This is a genomic window from Brachybacterium sp., assembly GCF_036379615.1.
In the GTDB taxonomy this organism is placed as follows: domain Bacteria; phylum Actinomycetota; class Actinomycetes; order Actinomycetales; family Dermabacteraceae; genus Brachybacterium.
On record NZ_DASVGJ010000047.1, the window covers coordinates 63,679 to 80,070 of the forward strand.

Consider the following 16,392-nt stretch of genomic DNA (forward strand, 5'->3'; position numbering starts at 1 on the left):
ACCCTCGCAGCCACGCTCGCGGCCGCCGGCACCCGCGTCGCCATGATCGAGCAGTTCGCGACGATGCACGGCGGGACCTGCATCAACATCGGCTGCGTCCCCACCCGCCCGGACCTGCCCGGTGCGGACTCCCCGCGCGTGCACGACTCCACGTCGCTGCAGCACGTGGAGCCCTTCCCGCAGCGTCTCGTCGTGATCGGCGCCGGACCCATCGGCCTCGAGTTCGCCTCCATGTTCGCCGGCTACGGCGCCGAGGTGATGGTGCTGAACCGGCGCGAACGCCTGCTGCCGGGCGAGGACGAGGACGTCGCCGCCGAGGTGCTCCAGGGGGGGATGGGATCACCGTGCTGCACCAGGCGTCGGCGACGGCGATCGAGGACGGCCCGTCGGCCGCCGTGGTCGTCGCGGAGGTCGAGGAGATCGGGAGGGCCGAGGGGGTCGAGCGGGCCGAGGGGCGCGTGCAGCGGATCGAGGCCGAGGCGGTGCTGCTGGCCACCGGGCGCCGACCCGCGACCGAGGGCCTGGGTCTCGAAGCCGCCGGGATCGACACCGACGCGCACGGCGCGATCGTGGTCGATGCGCAGCTGCGCACCAGCGCCGACGGGGTCTTCGCGATCGGGGACGTCCACGGCGGTGCGCAGCAGACCTACCTGTCGCTGGACGACTTCCGGGTGGTCCTCTCCCAGCTCCAGGGCGATGGCAGCCGCAGCACCGAGGACCGGGTCGCGGTGCCCACCAGCACCTTTCTCACTCCGCCGCTCGCGGCCGTGGGCCTCACCGAGACCGAGGCGCTCGCCGAGGGCCGCGACATCCTGGTCGCCACGCAGAAGGTCGCCACGATCAAGGCGATGCCCCGCCCGAAGGCCGTCGCGGATCCGCGCGGCCTGGTGAAGATCGTGGTCGACGCCGGCACCGATCAGATCCTCGGCGCCCGCCTCTTCCACGTCGACGCGCAGGAGGTCATCAACCTCGTCGCCCTCGCGATGCGCACCGGGGCCACCGCGACGCAGCTGAAGGACGGGATCTGGACCCACCCCTCCTCGACCGAGGCGCTCAATGAGACGCTCGGGAAGCTCGCCCCGCCCCACGGGTGAGCCGCGGCCCGCGTCCGCGCGATTCCGCGCTCAGGACCTATGTCGTCGCGTCGGACAGGTCCTGAGCGCGGAATCGCTGCCGGGGTGCTGCGCCGTGGTGCGGGGACGGGGTGCTGGGACGCGATGCTGCGCCGCGGTGCGGGGACGGGGTGCTGCGCCGCCGCGGCGGGTCACTGCGTGGTGTCGGGCTCCGCATCGCTCGTGCCGCCGCGCTTCGTGCCGCCGGGCTCCGCGCCGGTGACGAACTCGCTGAGGTGCTGCGAGAGGGCGAGCCGGCTGGGCTCGTGGCAGTACATCATGTGCCCGGCCTCGTAGTACTCGATGCGGATCCGCTCGCTGTAGTCCTCGCGTGGGATCGCGAGCTGGGCGAGGACGTGCTCGCTGGCATGGAACGGGGTCGCCGCGTCGTGATAGCCGTGGGAGACCAGCACCTTGGTGTGCGGGGACTTCCGCAGCAGCCGGGAGAGGTCCGAGGCGACCTCGACGGAACGGTTCTCGAAGTCCTTGTAGCTCCAGGGGTGGACGCGGCCGGACATGATCTCGTAGACCACGTCGGAGGAGAACTCGAGCTCACCGCGCAGGTACTGGTTGATGGCCGCGGTGTAGGACGGGGCGAGCTGGTCGATCGACGGATCGGTCTCCATGCGCGGGGCGTTGCCGTCCCCGGCCGGCGCGGTGAAGCGGCCGTCGATCCGCCCCGTGACCAGGCCCTGATCCCGCAGCAGCTCGGCGAGGAAGGCCATGTGCTCGATGCGCAGATCGGCCCTCTCCACCCACTCCGGATCCACGCCGATGAGGGCGCCGATGCGGGCGGCGGCCTCCTGCTTCTGCTCCGGGGCGAGCCGCAGCCCGGCGGCGAGCAGCGCCGGGTACTCCTGCTCGGCGAAGGCCTCGGCCTCGTCGACCACGTCCTGCAGCATCCGCTCCTCGTGCTTGCCGTGCGCATGCGCGATCGCCGCATAGGTGGGCAGGTAGTGGACGTAGGGGCGATCGTTCGCCGGATGGAAGCGGATCGTGCCGAAGTCGAGCACCGGCGAGATGAGAGCGATCCCGGCGATGGCCACGTAGTAGCGGTCCATGAGGTGCGCGGCCACGGCGGAGGCGCGGGTGGTGCCGTAGGACTCCCCGGCCAGGAACAGCGGCGAGGTCCAGCGCTGATGGCGGGTCAGCCAGTCGATGACGAACGCGGCGATCAGGTCGCGATCCTCCGTCAGCCCGTGGTGCCGGGCGGGCTTCTGCCCGGGCGCGGGACGGGAGTAGCCCGTGGTCATCGCGTCGACGACCACCAGGTCCGCGTCCTTCAGGACCGTCTCGTGGTTGTCCAGCAGACGGTGCGGGGCAGCGGCCGGAGCGCCGGCGTCCCCCGAGTCGACCCGGCGCGGGCCCAGCAGGCCCAGATGCAGCCACACCGTCGAGGCGCCGGGACCGCCGTTGAAGGCGAACACCACCGGGCGCTCGGCGGCGTCGGTGCCCTGGGCGACGTAGGAGACGGAGAACAGCTCCGCATAGGCGGCTCCGCGCCCGTACTCCTCGCCCTCGGGCTCCTCCTTCAGCACCACGGTGCCGGCGGTGGCCGTGTAGTCGAGCGGGCCATCTGGGAGGGAGAGCGAGTGGAGGGTCGTGACCAGGTGGTCCTCGGGCGTCGGCGCGGCGGGCTTCTCTGCGGCCGACGGGTCGGCGGCGGTCCCTGCGGCGGTGTCGGTGGAACGGGGCTGGTCGGTCACACGTGCTCCTTGGTCGGATCCGGCGTCGACGACGATGCTACGTGGACCGGCGAACGCCGCGCCCCGGGTCGGTGCGGGTCAGTCGACCGCTGCGATGTCGTGGGGCTCCTCGGCGCCGGGCTCGTTGTCCCGCACGACCATGCGGATCGGGTCGAGCTTCGTCCACACCACGAAGGCGATCGCGACCACGACCATGGCCAGGCCCGCCCACAGGTTGGCGTTGACGCCGCCGGTCTTCTCCGCCTCCGCGGGGGTGAAGAAGAACAGCCCCCACACCACGAGGATCACGCCGAACAGGCCGATCAGGGTGCCGATGAAGTTGCGGATGTCGAAGGCGCCCGCGGTCTGGACCTCGCCGCCGGCTGCGGCGTTGCCGCTGCTGCCGCCGGTGCCGCGGCCGGTGCTGCTGCCGCCGGTGCTGTTGTCGGAAGTGCTCATGAGATCTCTTCTCCGTCCGGGCTCAGGCGAACACGATGTTGAGGAGGATGACCAGGACCAGGGCGAGGCCCGCCATGGGGACCGGACGGCGCCAGATCGGCAGGTCCTTCTCGTCGGGATCGACGAGATCCGACTGCGGGGTCTCGGAGTAGACCAGGCCCTTCAGCGCGTGCGCTGGCTTCGGGACGGTGAACTGGGTGACCACCACGGAGACCACGATGTCCACCACGAAGGCGGTGGCCGCGCACACGAAGGCGAGGCCCTGGCCGGGCAGCTCGAACACGCCGGCGAACTCGCTGGCGAACCACAGGCCCACCGCGGAGAGGGTGCCTGCCGCGAGGCCGGTCCAGCCGGCGGCCGGGGTCATCTTCTTCCAGAACATGCCCAGGATGAAGGTGGCGAACAGCGGGGCGTTGAAGAACCCGAACAGCGCCTGCAGGTAGTCCATGAGGTTGGAGAACGAGGCGGCGATCAGCGCGGTGAAGATCGCGATCACGCAGGCGGCGGCCGTGGCGAGGCGTCCCACCTTCGTGTAGTGGTCGTCCGGGGCGTCCTTCTTCACGTACTGCTGGTACAGGTCGTAGCTGACCACCGTGTTGAAGGCGGAGATGTTCGCGGCCATGCCGGCCATGAACGCGGCCAGCAGGCCCGCGATCGCGACGCCCAGCAGGCCGTTGGGCAGCACGTCCCGCATCAGCAGCAGCAGCGCGTCGTTGTAGGTGACGCCGGTGGCGGCGGCACCCTCGGCGTTGCCCTCGAAGTCGTACTTCTTGAAGTCCGCGAGCTCGTTCACCAGCACGGCGGCGATCATGCCCGGCACGATCACGATGAACGGGATGAACATCTTCGGGAAGGCGCCGATGATCGGGGTCATCCTCGCGGCGGTGATGGACTTGGAGGCCATCGCGCGCTGGACCTCGACGAAGTTCGTGGTCCAGTAGCCGAAGGAGAGCACGAAGCCGAGGCCGAACACGATGCCCACCACGGAGAGGATCGGGCTGTCGAAGCCGGAGAGGGCGGTGCCGGGCCAGGAGCTGAGCTGCTGCTCACCGAGCATCCCGTCGGCCGAGACGCTCTCCTTGAGGCCGCTCCAGCCGCCCACACGGTGCAGGCCGATGAGGGTCAGCGGCAGCAGCGCCGCGACGATCACGAAGAACTGCAGCACCTCGTTGTAGATCGCGGCGGAGAGACCGCCGACGGTGATGTAGAACAGCACGAACGCAGCGGCGAGCACGAGTCCCACCCACATCGGCCAGCCCAGCAGGCGGTTCACGATCGTGGCCAGCAGCGAGAGGTTCACGCCGGCGATCAGCAGCTGTGCGACCGCGAAGGAGATCGCGTTGATCAGGTGCGCCCCGGTGCCGAAGCGCATGCGCATGAACTCGGGGACGCTGCGCACCTTCGAGCCGTAGTAGAAGGGCATCATCACCACGCCGAGGAACAGCATGGCCGGGATCGCGCCCACCCAGAAGTAGTGCATGGTGGGCAGGCCCAGCTGGGCGCCGGTGGCGGACATCCCCATGATCTCGACGGCGCCGAGGTTCGCGGAGATGAAGGCGAGGCCGGTGACCCAGGCGGGCAGGGAACGGCCGGAGAGGAAGAACTCGATCGAGGTGGAGACGCCACGCTTGGCGTACCACCCCACACCGAGGACGAACACGAAGTACAACGCGATGATCGCGTAGTCGATCCACTGGGCATCGAGGCGGAGGTCGACCATAGGAGACGTTCTCCTTGGGGAATGAGGAGGGGAGCCTCGGCGTGCGCACAGCACCCGTGACGAGGCGTGCGGCAGCTTCACCGACGGCGGGACACTACCACCGCGTGCGGGTGGCGTCGCCCGCGCCGGAGGGAGCAGGCTGCGATGATGGTGGCCGCCGCGCAGGGGCGATGGCCCTGGACCGTCCGAGGCGTGACCGGTGTCTCGTCGGCGGCGCGGGCGTGCCAGAATAGTGCGCTGCACCTAATAGTCGTCAGACCGTGCGAGCTCGAGGACGAGTACCGATGAGGAGAACGATGAAGTCACCTGTGTCACGACGATCGGCGTTGGTGGGAGGCGGAGCCGCGCTGGCGGCCGGCCTGGCCGCCTGTGCGCCCCCGAACCCCGGCAACGTCAACGCCGAGGCCGCGATCCCGCCCAGCGAGGGCCCTGTGACCCTCAGCTACTGGGCGTGGCTCAAGGACCTGGACAAGGTCGCCGCGGTCTTCAACGAGTCCCAGGATCGGATCACGGTCGAGACCACCTGGATCCCCGGGGGCAACTCCGGCGGCTACGCCAAGATCCTCTCCGCGGTCGCCGCCGGCGGCGGCCCGGACATCGCCCAGGTGGAGCTGCGGCAGGTCCCCGAGTTCGCCCTCGCCGGTGCGCTCACCGACCTCACCCGCTACGGCTTCGCGGACATCGCCGACACCTTCGACCCCGGCGCGGTCGCGCAGGCTCAGGTGGGGGACTCCTACTGGGCGGTCCCGCAGGACACCGGCCCGGTGGCCACCTTCTACAACCGCGAGGTGCTCGAGGAGGAGCTGGGACTGGAGCCGCCCGCCACCTGGGACGCGTTCCGGGAGGTCGCGGGTGCGGTCTCCGAGGCCGGCAAGAACCTCATCAGCCTCGACCCCTCCGACGGCTCCCACCCCATCGCCTGGGCCATGCAGAGCGGCGCCGTCTGGTTCCGCCCCGAGGGTGACGGCTGGATCGTCGACATGCTCGGGGAGCCGTCGATGCGGATGGCCGAGTTCTGGGACGGGATCCTGGCCGACGGGATCATCGGCACCGGCTACGGCTCCTACACCACCCCCTGGTACGCGGCGGCAGGCGAGGGCAATGTGCTCGCCTCCATCAGCGGCTCCTGGTCCGACGCGCTCACCGAGTCCGTCCCCGGCGGCTCCGGGAAGTGGGGCGTGGCGCCCATGCCGCGCTGGGAGGACGGCTACGCCTCCGGCGGCCATGGTGGTTCGTCGGCCGCGGTGCTCTCCACCAGCAAGCACCCCATCGAGGCGCTCGAGTTCCTCACCTGGATGTGCACCGACCCCGCGGGCATCGACGCGATGATCGAGTACTCCGGCATCGGCTGGTCCCCGGCCAAGGACTACATCGGAGAGGTCCGCCAGCAGCCCTCCGAGTTCTTCTCCGGACAGAACTACAACGAAGAGATCATCGTGCCCATGGCCGAGGGACAGAACCTCGACTGGACCTGGGCGCCGATGATGCAGCGTGCGCAGGCCATCATCGGGGACGGCTTCACCCAGGCCGTCGCCGGCGGCAGCACGATGGTCGCGATGCTCGAGAACTCCCAGCAGGAGATCGTGAAGATCATGCGGGACATGGGCCTGGATGCGGAGGAGGCGCGATGAACCACAAGACGGCTCCCTGGGTGCTGCTGGCACCCTTCCTGGTGGTGTTCATCGGGACGATGATCATCCCGATCTTCATGGCGATCGGCTACAGCTTCACCTCGGTGCAGCGCCACGGTCTGCTCGGCGAGGCCGGCCTGACCAACTCCTTCGCCTGGTTCGACAACTACGTCGCAGCGCTGTCGAACGCGAACTTCATCGCGTCCATCGGGCGCATGATCCTGTTCGGCATCGTGCAGGTGACCGTCATGATCGTCGCCGCGACGGTGCTCGCGCTGCTGCTCGAGAGCGCGTCGGCGAAATGGCCCGGCTTCTTCCGCGCCACCTACTTCCTGCCCTACGGCATCCCCGGCGTGATCGCCACGATCCTGTGGTCCTTCCTGTACATCCCCGGCCTCTCACCGATCGTGGACGTGCTGCAGGTGGTCGGGATCAACGTCGACTTCCTCGGCCCGAACATGGTGCTGTGGTCCATCGCGAACATCGTGACCTGGACCTACACCGGCTACAACATGCTCATCATCATCGCGCAGCTGAAGTCGATCCCCGGTGAGCTGTACGAGGCCGCGAAGATCGACGGCGCGTCCTCCTTCCGGGTGGCGATGGCGATCCAGCTGCCGCTGATCCGCCCGGCCCTGATGCTCACGATCATCTTCTCGATCATCGGCACCCTGCAGCTGTTCGCCGAACCGCGACTGCTGCAGACCATGAGCGCCGGCATCACCTCGGAGTACACCCCGAACATGGCGGCCTACGCCTTCGCGTTCCAGTACAACGACATCGGCATGGCCGCGGCGCAGTCCGTGATCATCGCCCTGGCAGCCTTCCTCCTCTCGGCGATCGCGCTGGGAATCTCGAACTGGACGGAGAAGCGTCGATGAGCGCCCTCGAGACCCCCGCGCCCCCCGCGCCCACCCCGCGTCGCCGCAAGGAACGGGCCACCGACTCCCGCGCCGGTGCCCGGGACGCCGGTCGCAGGCCGACCACCACGATCATCGTCACCGCGATCCTGGTGATCGTCGCGCTGTACTTCCTGGTGCCGGTGTACTGGGTGGTCATCAACGCCACCAAGTCCACCGAGGACCTCTTCGGCACCAGCGGGTTCTGGTTCGGCGAGGACTTCCAGCTGTGGGAGAACATCACGTCCGTGCTCACCGCCAACAACGGGATCTTCCCGCGCTGGGGGCTGAACTCGCTGGTCTACTCCGGGATCGGCTCCGTGCTGGCCACCTACTTCGCGGCCGCCGCGGGGTACGCCCTGGCCAAGTACCGCTTCCCGGGGCGGAAGTTCGTCTACGGCCTGGTGCTGGGCGGCGTGCTGGTCCCCGGCACCGCCGTGGCCCTGCCGCTGTTCTTCCTGTTCTCCTCGATCGGGATCACCAACACCTACTGGGCGGTGCTGATCCCCTCGCTGGTGAGCCCCTTCGGACTGTTCCTGGCCTCGATCTACGCGAGCGCCGCGGTGCCCGACGAGATGCTCGAGGCGGGCCGGCTGGACGGCGTGGGCGAACTGGGACTGTTCCATCGCCTCGCCCTGCCGCAGCTGACCCCGGCGATCGTGACCATCCTGCTGTTCCAGTTCGTCGCGATCTGGAACAACTACATGCTCCCGCTGGTCATGCTCGCCGACGAGCGGCTGTACCCGATCACCCTGGGCCTGGACAACTGGCGGGCCCAGACCGATCGCCTGCCGGAGTTCTACCAGCTCACCACCACCGGCGCCCTGCTGTCGGTGATCCCGCTGGCGATCCTCATCCTGGTGCTGCAGCGCTTCTGGCGCGGCGGCCTGACGGAGGGGTCGGTCAAGGGCTGACCCGCAGGCGGCCAGCGATGGGCGGCACGCTCTGTCTTCACGGGCAGAGCGTGCCGCTCTCTCGTGTCGCTCTCTCGCACCGCCCCCTTGCACCGCCCCCGTCGCGCGGCGGCCCCTTGCGCGCGGCCTGCAGGACGACTTCGATGAGCACATGACGCCCGCGCTTCCCGACCACGCGACCATCGGCCCGGAGCTGTCCGCTCCCGCCCCGGCCCCCGACCGCCTCCCGCGCCGTGACCAGCTGGGCCGCCGGCCGGTGCTCGGGCTCGGCGCCCTGCTCCCGGCCCTCGCTCTCGGTCTGAGCGCCTGCGGCGAGGAGGACGGAGACGGCGGCGCCGCCCCCGACCTCCGCGCCGAGGTGCCGCGAGCCGACCCGGGACCCGCCGAGGGGGCCGGGGAGCTGGTGGTCCCCTTCACCGCTCGGATGCTGGGTGCAGTGGACCGTGCGGACATCAACGTCATCTGCTCGCCGCTGTCCGCCCAGGTGGCGCTCGCGATGATCGGGATGGGCGCGGCGGGTGAGACGCTCGCGCAGATGGAGGGCGTCCTCGGCGAGAGCATGGACGAGCTGGCGGCGAGTGGGAACACGCTCTCGAGCGTGCTCGCCGCCGTCGGCGAGCAGGAGCGCGAGGTCGCGGACGAGGAGCGCCCGGAACCCGCCCGTGCCTCGCTCGTGAACGGCACCTGGCTGCAGGAGGGCGTCGAGGTCGAGCAGTCCTACCTCGAGGACCTCGCGACCTGGTTCGGCAGCGGGGTGCACGAGGCGGACTTCGTCGATGAGGCGGAGCGGGCCGCCGCCCGCGAGGAGATCAACGGCTGGGTCGCCGAGTCCACCGACGGACTCATCGAGGAGCTGCTCATGGAGGGATTCCTGCGGCCCACCACCCGACTGGTCCTGGTCAATGCTCTCCATCTCAAGGCGGCCTGGCCGGAGCCGCTGACCACTGCCGGTGGCCGGTTCACCACGGCCGACGGCGAGGAGCTCAGCTGCGAGATGCTCCAGGGCGGCACCCGCACCTGGTACGAGGACGAGGTGTGCCGCGCCACCTCCCTGGACACCTACGGCGAGGACCTCGCGCTCGCTCTCGTGCAGCCCACCGGTGAGCTCGCCGAGGTGCTCGCGGCCTGGTCCGACGGCGCCGAGGACCCCGACGCGGGACTCGCGGCGCTGCTGGCCGGCCTCGAGGACTCGACGGCGACCACCCAGCTGAGCGTGCCCTCGTTCGACATCGGCTGGGAGGCCTCCCTCAAGGAGCTCCTCGAGGGGCTCGGCATGACCGACGCCTTCTCCGGCGCCGCCGACTTCTCGGGCGTGACCGGGCAGACGGACCTGGTGATCGACGAGATCGTGCAGAAGGCCGTGATCACGATCGACGAGAACGGGATGGAGGCCGCCGCGGCGACCGCCGTGGGGGTGGGCGAGACCTCCGCCCCGGTGCTCGAGCAGGAGCTCGTGCTCGATGCCCCGTTCCTGGTCGTCGCCTACGAGCGCAGCACCCTCGCCCCGCTGGTGGTCGGGTGGATCGGGGATCCGACGCAGACCCGCTGAACCGTGCGGGCCGCGTCGCCCTGCGCGTCGGCTCTGCACCGTCGGCCCTGCCTGCCGGCCCTGTCTGTCCGCTCTGTCTGCCGGTTCCGCCTGCTGGCACTGTCTGTCGGCTCCGCCTGCTGGCACTGCCTGCTGCGCCTCGAGGGCGATCGCGACAAAGACGGTGCGGATGTCGGACCCGTGTGAAAGGTTTGTCCGATGGGGATCTTCGCGGTGGGGGCATGGAGCATCAGGCAGGGCTGGGCCGCGGCGCCGCGCATGGTGCTCGCGGCCGTGGCCCTGGGGCTGCTGGTCGCGGCCGTGCCCTCGCTGCAGGTGATCCTCATGGCGGATTTCGTGCGCACCCTGACCGGGGCGGCCGCCTTCGCGGACGTCGCCGCTCCCTTCGCCGGGCTCGTGCTGCTGATCGCCTTCACCGGTCCGGTCGAGGCGATCGCCGGGACTCTGCAGTGGCGGGTCGTGGACCTCATCGGCCTCCGGTCCAAGCAGGAGGTCGCCTCGGCTCTCGCGACCCTGCCTCCCACCGTGCTGGCAGATGCGGCGGCCGCGGCGGACATCGAGGCCGGCAACAAGGCCGCCGAGGACGAGCTCGCCTTCCTCTATCCGTTCGTGCTGAGCCTGCTGCGCGACATCCTGTCGGTGGTCGGAGTGTTCCTCACCCTCGCCACGATGAGCCCGCTCGCCGCCGTGTTCGTGCTCATCTCCCTCGCCCCGATGCTCATCGCCTCCCAACGCATCACCCGCATCAGCTCCCGGATGTGGGATGACGTCGGCAAGCTCTACTGGCGCTCCCGGTATCTCCACCAGCACCTGGTCACCACCGCCCCCTCGATCGAGCTGACCTCCCTCGGCGCCACCGGGCAGATCTCGGAGAAGGTCTCGGCGACCGTCGGCCGGATCACCGAGCGCAAGGCGCAGACCTACCTGCCGATGCTCTCCTGGCGGCTGCTCGCCGGCGCGGCGACCTCGCTGCTGCTCGCGGGTGCGCTCGCCGCCCTCATCGTCGGCGTGAACTACGGCCCCGCCGCAGCGGGCGGGGTCTACGGCGTGATGGCCGCGATGGCGGCCGTCGGCTCCCTGGGATCGAACCTCGGGCACATCGTCGAAGGCGGCGCACCCTTCGAGCGGTATCTCAAGCTCCTGGCCATGCGCCGCGAGGAGCACGGACCGGTGACCCCGGCCGGCGCCGGCTCGCTCGTGGTCGTCGGCGTCTCCCACACCTACCCCGGCAAGGACGATCCCTCGCTGGTGGGGCTCGACCTGCGGATCGACAAGGGCAGCATCGTCGCGCTGGTGGGTGTGAACGGTGCCGGCAAGACCACCTCCGTCAATGCGATCGTGGGGACGCTGGATCCTGAGGTCGGCACGATCTCGATCGATGGCCGCACCCGCGCGGACATGCCGTTCCAGGAGTGGGTGGGGCACTTCGGCACCCTCACCCAGGAGTTCGGCCGGTACGAGCTCACGGTGCGGGAGTCGCTCCAGCTGGGCACCCCGCGCACCGACGTCACCGATGAGGAGCTGTGGGCGGCGCTCGAGGCGGCGAATGCTGCCCGCATGGTGCGCGGCTTCGAGAACGGTCTGGACCAGCAGCTGGGCTCGCAGTGGGAGGGTGGCGTGGGGCTCTCCGGCGGGCAGTGGCAGCGGATCTCGCTGGCCCGCATCCACCTGCGCGCCGCACCGATCTGGATCCTCGACGAGCCCACCAGCGCGATCGACGCCGAGGCCGAGCAGGACATCTTCCGCGAGCTGCAGCGCTCGAAGGCGGAGCGCATCACGATCGTCGTCTCCCACCGGGCCTGGACCCTGCGCGGTATGGACGAGATCCTCGTGGTCGACGAGGGTCGGGTCGTCGAACGGGGCCGGTACGACGAGCTGCTCGCCACGGGCGGCCGGTTCAGCGAGATCTTCGCCGAACAGGCAGGGTGAGGCACGTGCCGCGGGCCCGCCGCACCTGACACACTGGTGCAATACGTTTCACACGAGAGGACGTCCGACGATGCCCGCCCTGCTCCGCCCCACCCACGAGGGATTCCTGCGCGCCGGGGAGCCGCACCTGGTGATCTCCGGTGCGCTCCACTACTTCCGGGTCCACCCCGAGCAGTGGCGCGACCGACTGCGCCGACTGGTCGCCATGGGCTGCAACACCGTGGAGACCTACGTGGCCTGGAACGTGCACCAGCCCGCACGGGAGGTCACCACCTTCGAGGGGATCGCGGACCTCGGGCGCTTCCTCGACCTCGCCGCCGAGGAGGGGCTCGACGCGATCGTGCGCCCCGGCCCGTACATCTGCGCCGAATGGGAGAACGGAGGATTCCCCGGCTGGATCCTCGGTGACCGCAACCTGCGCCTGCGCCACCGCGACGCCCGCTACCTCGAGCTGGTCGACGCCTGGTTCGACCAGCTGATCCCCGTGATCACCGAGCGGCAGGCATCCCGCGGCGGCAACGTGGTGATGGTCCAGGTGGAGAACGAGTACGGCAGCTTCGGCGACGACAGCATCTACCTCGCCCACCTGCGCGACGGGCTGATCGCCCGCGGCATCGACGAGCTGCTGGTGACCTCCGACGGCCCGGCGCGGATGTGGCTCACCGGCGGCACGGTCGACGGGGCGCTGGCGACGGTGAACTTCGGCTCCCGTGCGCTGGAGGTCCTGGCGATGGCCGAGGAAGAGCTTCCCGGCCAGCCGCAGATGTGCATGGAGTTCTGGAACGGCTGGTTCGACCACTGGGGCGAGGAGCATCACGAGCGCACCGGCGGCGAGGCGGCCGGGGAGCTCGCGGACATGCTGGGCCGTGGCATGAGCGTGAACTTCTACATGGCCCACGGCGGCACCAACTTCGGCCTGCGCGCCGGGGCGAACCACGACGGCGCGCTGCAGCCCACCACCACCAGCTACGACTACGACGCCCCGATCGCCGAGAACGGTGCGCTCACCGAGAAGTTCCGCGCCTTCCGCGAGGTGATCGCCCGCCACCGGGAGCTGCCCCCGCTCGAGGAGCATCTCGCGCAGCTGGGCCTGCTCGCCGCCCCGTCCACCCTGCCCGCCGCCGAGGTGAGCATCGAGAAGGTCGCCTCCCTACGCGGCACCGAGCGCTTCACCCGCCCCGCCGCGCTGCACCCGGTGCCGCCCGCCTTCGAGGACATCGGGCTCGAGCGCGGCCTGCTGCGTCTCACCCGCGAGATCGAGATCGCCGCCGCCGATCGCGACGGCCGGTCCGTGATCTCCCCGCTGAAGCTCTATGACCTGCACGATCGCGCCTGGGTGTACGTCGACGGGATCCCCGTCGGCGCCGCAGGTGTGGTCGGGAACGAGCAGCACGAGACCGACCCCGCCACGATCGAGCTGACCCCCTTCGCAGACCGCCTGCTGCCGGACGGCGGTCGCCGCACAGTGCGGGTGGAGATCCTGGTGGAGAACCTGGGCCGGGTGAACTTCGGCCCCCGGCTCGGGGAGCGCAAGGGCATCCTCGGCGGGGTCTGGCAGGCGATCCGCTTCCTCAACGACTGGGAGGCCGATGCCTGGCCGCTCGAGGAGATGGGGGAGGAGCTCGCGGCGCTGCTGGCCCAGGCCCCGGCCTGTGAGGGCGCGCCGGATGCCGAGTCCCTGCCGGTGCTGGTCGGTGCCTCTTTCGAGGCTGCCGCACCCGCGGACACCTTCCTCGACGTCTCCGGCGCCGGCCACGGGGTCGCCTACGTCAACGGATTCTGCGTGGGCCGCTACTGGAGCATCGGCCCCCAGCAGACCCTCTACGTCCCTGCGCCGCTGGTGCGCCAGGGGCGCAACGAGGTGCTGCTGCTGGACCTCGAGAAGGTCCCGCGACGCCTCGCGCTCGCCGAGGAGCACGCCTTCGGGCGCACCGACCGCTGAGCAGCGCGGGCGCGCCGTCCGCTGAGTCACGCGGGCGCGCGAGCCCGAGCAGTGCCTGCGCGCGACAGCGCGCCTGCAGCGCCAGCGTGCCTGCGGCACCAGCGTGCCTGCGCGCCACCTCGGAGCACCTCAGGTCACGAATCGATGTCGACCCGTTCGCGGGGCGTGCGGAGATTGACCAACGGGCACTTCGGCCCTAGTCTTCGTAAAACCATTTGCATGTGTGATCTCCTGCACACGCACGATGTGGACTCGACGCCGAGACCCCACTCGAGCAGCCGGGCCGACGAGAACCCCTCCCGTCGGGCCGGAGGATCCCGGAGATCGCACGGCAGACCCCCGACGAAGCGGAGCGCAGACGATGGGCCGTGAGCGGATGACCCCCAGGGAGCCCCAGTGATGAGCCAGCCGACGGCGACCGGTCGTCGCGAGGTGCCGCTCGAGGAGCCGCTGCGCCCGGACTCCGGGATCGTCGGCGCCAAGGGCCTTCTGCGCCGTCGCCGGGGGAGCGGGCGCGGCGCGTACTTCCTCCGCCGGGTCGGCAGCTATCTGGTGGTCATCTGGGCCGCGGTGACGTTGAACTTCGTCATCCCGCGCTTCATGCCGGGGGACCCGGCCGAAGCAGTGCTGCGGCGCATCCGCCAGACCACCGGCGAGCCGCCCACCGCGTCCCAGGTCGACGCCGTGCAGCGCCTCTACGGCGATCCCACCGATAACCTGGTCCAGCAGTACTTCGCCTATTGGGGTAGCGTGTTCCGCTTCGACTTCGGCGTCTCCACCGCTCATTACCCGACCCCGGTCTCCGAGATCGTGCTGCAGGCGCTGCCCTGGACGCTGTTCCTCATCGGCGTCAGCACGATCGTCGCCTGGATCATCGGCACGGTGCTCGGGGCCGTGATGGGGTGGCGGCCCGGCAGCCGATTCGACTCCTGGTTCGCGCCGCTGTCCACCTTCTTCCATGCGTTCCCGGGCTTCTGGATCGCGCTGGTGCTGCTGTGGATCCTCTCGATCCAGTTCGAGTGGTTCCCCGTCGCCGGCGGCTACGACGCCTCCGTCCCGATGCAGATCAACAACGTGTACTTCCTGGCCAGCGTGTTCTTCTACGGCGCGCTGCCGATGGGCGCGCTGATCTTCATCGGCTTCAACGGCTGGCTGTTCTCGATGCGCAACGTCATGGTCGCGACCGTCACCGAGGACTACGTGCTGATGGCCCGCGCGAAGGGGCTGCCTGAGCGGAAGGTCCTGTTCGGCTATGCCGCCCGCAACGCACTGCTGCCGAACGTGACAGGCCTGGCGATGGCGATCGGCGGCGTGATCGCCGGCGCGGTCCTCATCGAGGCCGTGTTCACGTATCCCGGCATGGGGTATCTGCTGCAGACCTCCATCACCGGACACGACTTCCCGGTCATGCAGACGGTGCTGCTGATGCTCACCTTCACGTCGATCCTCGCCAACTTCATCGCCGACTCGATCTACGTGCTGCTGGATCCGCGCGCGGCCGAGACGCACTGAGGAGCCCAGAATGTTCACCGGATTCCTGCAGAACCGCCGCGTCCAGGTGGGCCTGGTCGTCTTCGGGCTGTGCGCCCTCATCGCGATCTTCGGCGACCTGATCCTCGCGATCTACGGCTTCGGCCCGCTCGACGTCGACTACGACCACACCTCGACCCCGCCCGGTGAGGGCGGCCATCTGATGGGCACCACCATCTCGGGCCAGGACGTGCTCTCCCAGCTGGTCGCCGGCGCCCGGGGCTCGCTCGCCGTGGGCACGCTCTCCGCGCTGCTGGCCTGCTCGGTCGGGGCGATCCTGGGCGTCTCGGCCGGGTACATCGGCGGGGTGTACGACACGGTGGTCAACGCGATCACGAACGTGTTCATCACGATCCCGTCCTTCGCACTGACCCTGATCGCCGCCGGATACATCTCCTCCGCCGGAGGTCCGGGCTCGGCCGGCATGGGCTGGGTGCTGATGGCGTTCCTCATCGGCATCTTCGAGTGGCCGGGGATGGCCAGGTACATGCGAGCCCAGACCCTCACGCTGCGCGGCCGGGACTTCTCGATGGCGACCAAGCTGCTCGGGGAGTCCACGTGGCGCCTGATCCTCTTCGAGATCATGCCGCACCTGCTGGGCATCATCTCGGCCCGATTCCTCGCCGCGATCATGGCCGGCATCCTCGCCGAAGCCGGTCTGAACTTCCTCGGCGTCTCCACCGGCGGCGTCATCTCCTGGGGAACCATGATCACCAACGCCCAGAACCAGGGAGCCCTCACGCTGGGCTGGTGGTGGTGGTTCCTCCCGCCAGGCATCGCCATCGCCATCATCGGAACCGCGACAGCGATGGTGAACTTCGGGCTCGACGAGGTCACCAACCCGAAGCTGCGCACCGGCAACCGCAGGGTGGTCCGCGCCTTCCTCCGGCGTCAGCGCGAGCAGGCCCGCAGCGGGCGGCGCGACACCGCCTCCGCCGATTCCTGAATGCACTCTCCCCGTCGCCCCGGTCGCCGAGCCCGGCCCCTCCCCAGCCCCTCGTCCCGCCCCACCCCGTTCTTCC

Annotated in this window: 12 protein-coding genes and 1 pseudogene; 10 read left to right on the forward strand and 3 right to left on the reverse strand. The window is 70.0% G+C overall.

Annotation, left to right across the window (positions count from 1 at the left end; translation table 11 throughout):
- Window positions 1-63 precede the first annotated feature (63 nt).
- Both VF289_RS19580 and VF289_RS19585 read left to right on the forward strand, forming a co-directional pair.
- Window positions 64-261, forward strand: a pseudogene (locus tag VF289_RS19580) (FAD-dependent oxidoreductase); the annotation flags it as partial.
- Between the two features lie 83 nt (window positions 262-344).
- Window positions 345-1,094 carry an FAD-dependent oxidoreductase gene (locus VF289_RS19585; RefSeq protein WP_414644462.1) on the forward strand — a complete coding sequence of 250 codons (750 nt, stop codon included), beginning with the start codon at window positions 345-347 and terminating at the stop codon, window positions 1,092-1,094.
- A 170-nt stretch (window positions 1,095-1,264) separates the two neighbouring features.
- Here the strand turns inward: VF289_RS19585 and VF289_RS08940 are convergent, their stop codons facing one another.
- From VF289_RS08940 to VF289_RS08950, 3 genes are all read right to left on the reverse strand, one after another.
- The gene (locus VF289_RS08940; protein ID WP_330883220.1) at window positions 1,265-2,818 is read right to left on the reverse strand and encodes a S10 family peptidase; all 1,554 of its coding nucleotides are present in this window, start codon (window positions 2,816-2,818) and stop codon (window positions 1,265-1,267) included.
- Window positions 2,819-2,896: 78 nt separating this feature from the next.
- Window positions 2,897-3,256 carry a hypothetical protein gene (locus VF289_RS08945; RefSeq protein ID WP_330883222.1) on the reverse strand — a complete coding sequence of 120 codons (360 nt, stop codon included), beginning with the start codon at window positions 3,254-3,256 and terminating at the stop codon, window positions 2,897-2,899.
- A gap of 22 nt (window positions 3,257-3,278) precedes the next feature.
- Entirely contained in the window at window positions 3,279-4,976 is a 1,698-nt protein-coding gene (locus VF289_RS08950; protein WP_330883224.1) for a sodium:solute symporter family protein, read from the reverse strand.
- A 296-nt stretch (window positions 4,977-5,272) separates the two neighbouring features.
- Here VF289_RS08950 and VF289_RS08955 point away from each other — a divergent pair, with 296 nt between their 5' ends.
- From VF289_RS08955 to VF289_RS08990, 8 genes are all read left to right on the forward strand, one after another.
- Window positions 5,273-6,607 (forward strand): extracellular solute-binding protein, encoded by a 1,335-nt coding sequence (locus tag VF289_RS08955; protein WP_330883226.1) that lies wholly within the window; start codon window positions 5,273-5,275, stop codon window positions 6,605-6,607.
- Complete coding sequence (locus VF289_RS08960) at window positions 6,604-7,488, forward strand: sugar ABC transporter permease (RefSeq protein ID WP_330883227.1); 885 nt, start codon at window positions 6,604-6,606, stop codon at window positions 7,486-7,488. Before VF289_RS08955 ends, VF289_RS08960 begins: the two co-directional genes overlap by 4 nt.
- Window positions 7,485-8,420 carry a carbohydrate ABC transporter permease gene (locus VF289_RS08965; RefSeq protein WP_330883229.1) on the forward strand — a complete coding sequence of 312 codons (936 nt, stop codon included), beginning with the start codon at window positions 7,485-7,487 and terminating at the stop codon, window positions 8,418-8,420. Before VF289_RS08960 ends, VF289_RS08965 begins: the two co-directional genes overlap by 4 nt.
- A 151-nt stretch (window positions 8,421-8,571) precedes the next feature.
- Window positions 8,572-9,969, forward strand: a complete 1,398-nt coding sequence (locus tag VF289_RS08970; protein ID WP_330883231.1) for a serpin family protein — start codon at window positions 8,572-8,574, stop codon at window positions 9,967-9,969.
- Between the two features lie 198 nt (window positions 9,970-10,167).
- Window positions 10,168-11,898 carry an ABC transporter ATP-binding protein gene (locus VF289_RS08975; RefSeq protein ID WP_330883233.1) on the forward strand — a complete coding sequence of 577 codons (1,731 nt, stop codon included), beginning with the start codon at window positions 10,168-10,170 and terminating at the stop codon, window positions 11,896-11,898.
- A gap of 70 nt (window positions 11,899-11,968) precedes the next feature.
- On the forward strand, window positions 11,969-13,840 hold the full coding sequence (locus VF289_RS08980; protein WP_330883235.1) for a beta-galactosidase family protein: 1,872 nt from the start codon (window positions 11,969-11,971) through the stop codon (window positions 13,838-13,840).
- Between the two features lie 399 nt (window positions 13,841-14,239).
- A complete protein-coding gene (locus VF289_RS08985) occupies window positions 14,240-15,352 on the forward strand; it encodes an ABC transporter permease (RefSeq protein ID WP_330883237.1) in 1,113 nt (370 codons plus the stop codon).
- A 10-nt stretch (window positions 15,353-15,362) separates the two neighbouring features.
- Window positions 15,363-16,316 (forward strand): ABC transporter permease, encoded by a 954-nt coding sequence (locus tag VF289_RS08990; RefSeq protein ID WP_330883239.1) that lies wholly within the window; start codon window positions 15,363-15,365, stop codon window positions 16,314-16,316.
- The last annotated feature ends 76 nt before the right edge of the window (window positions 16,317-16,392 follow it).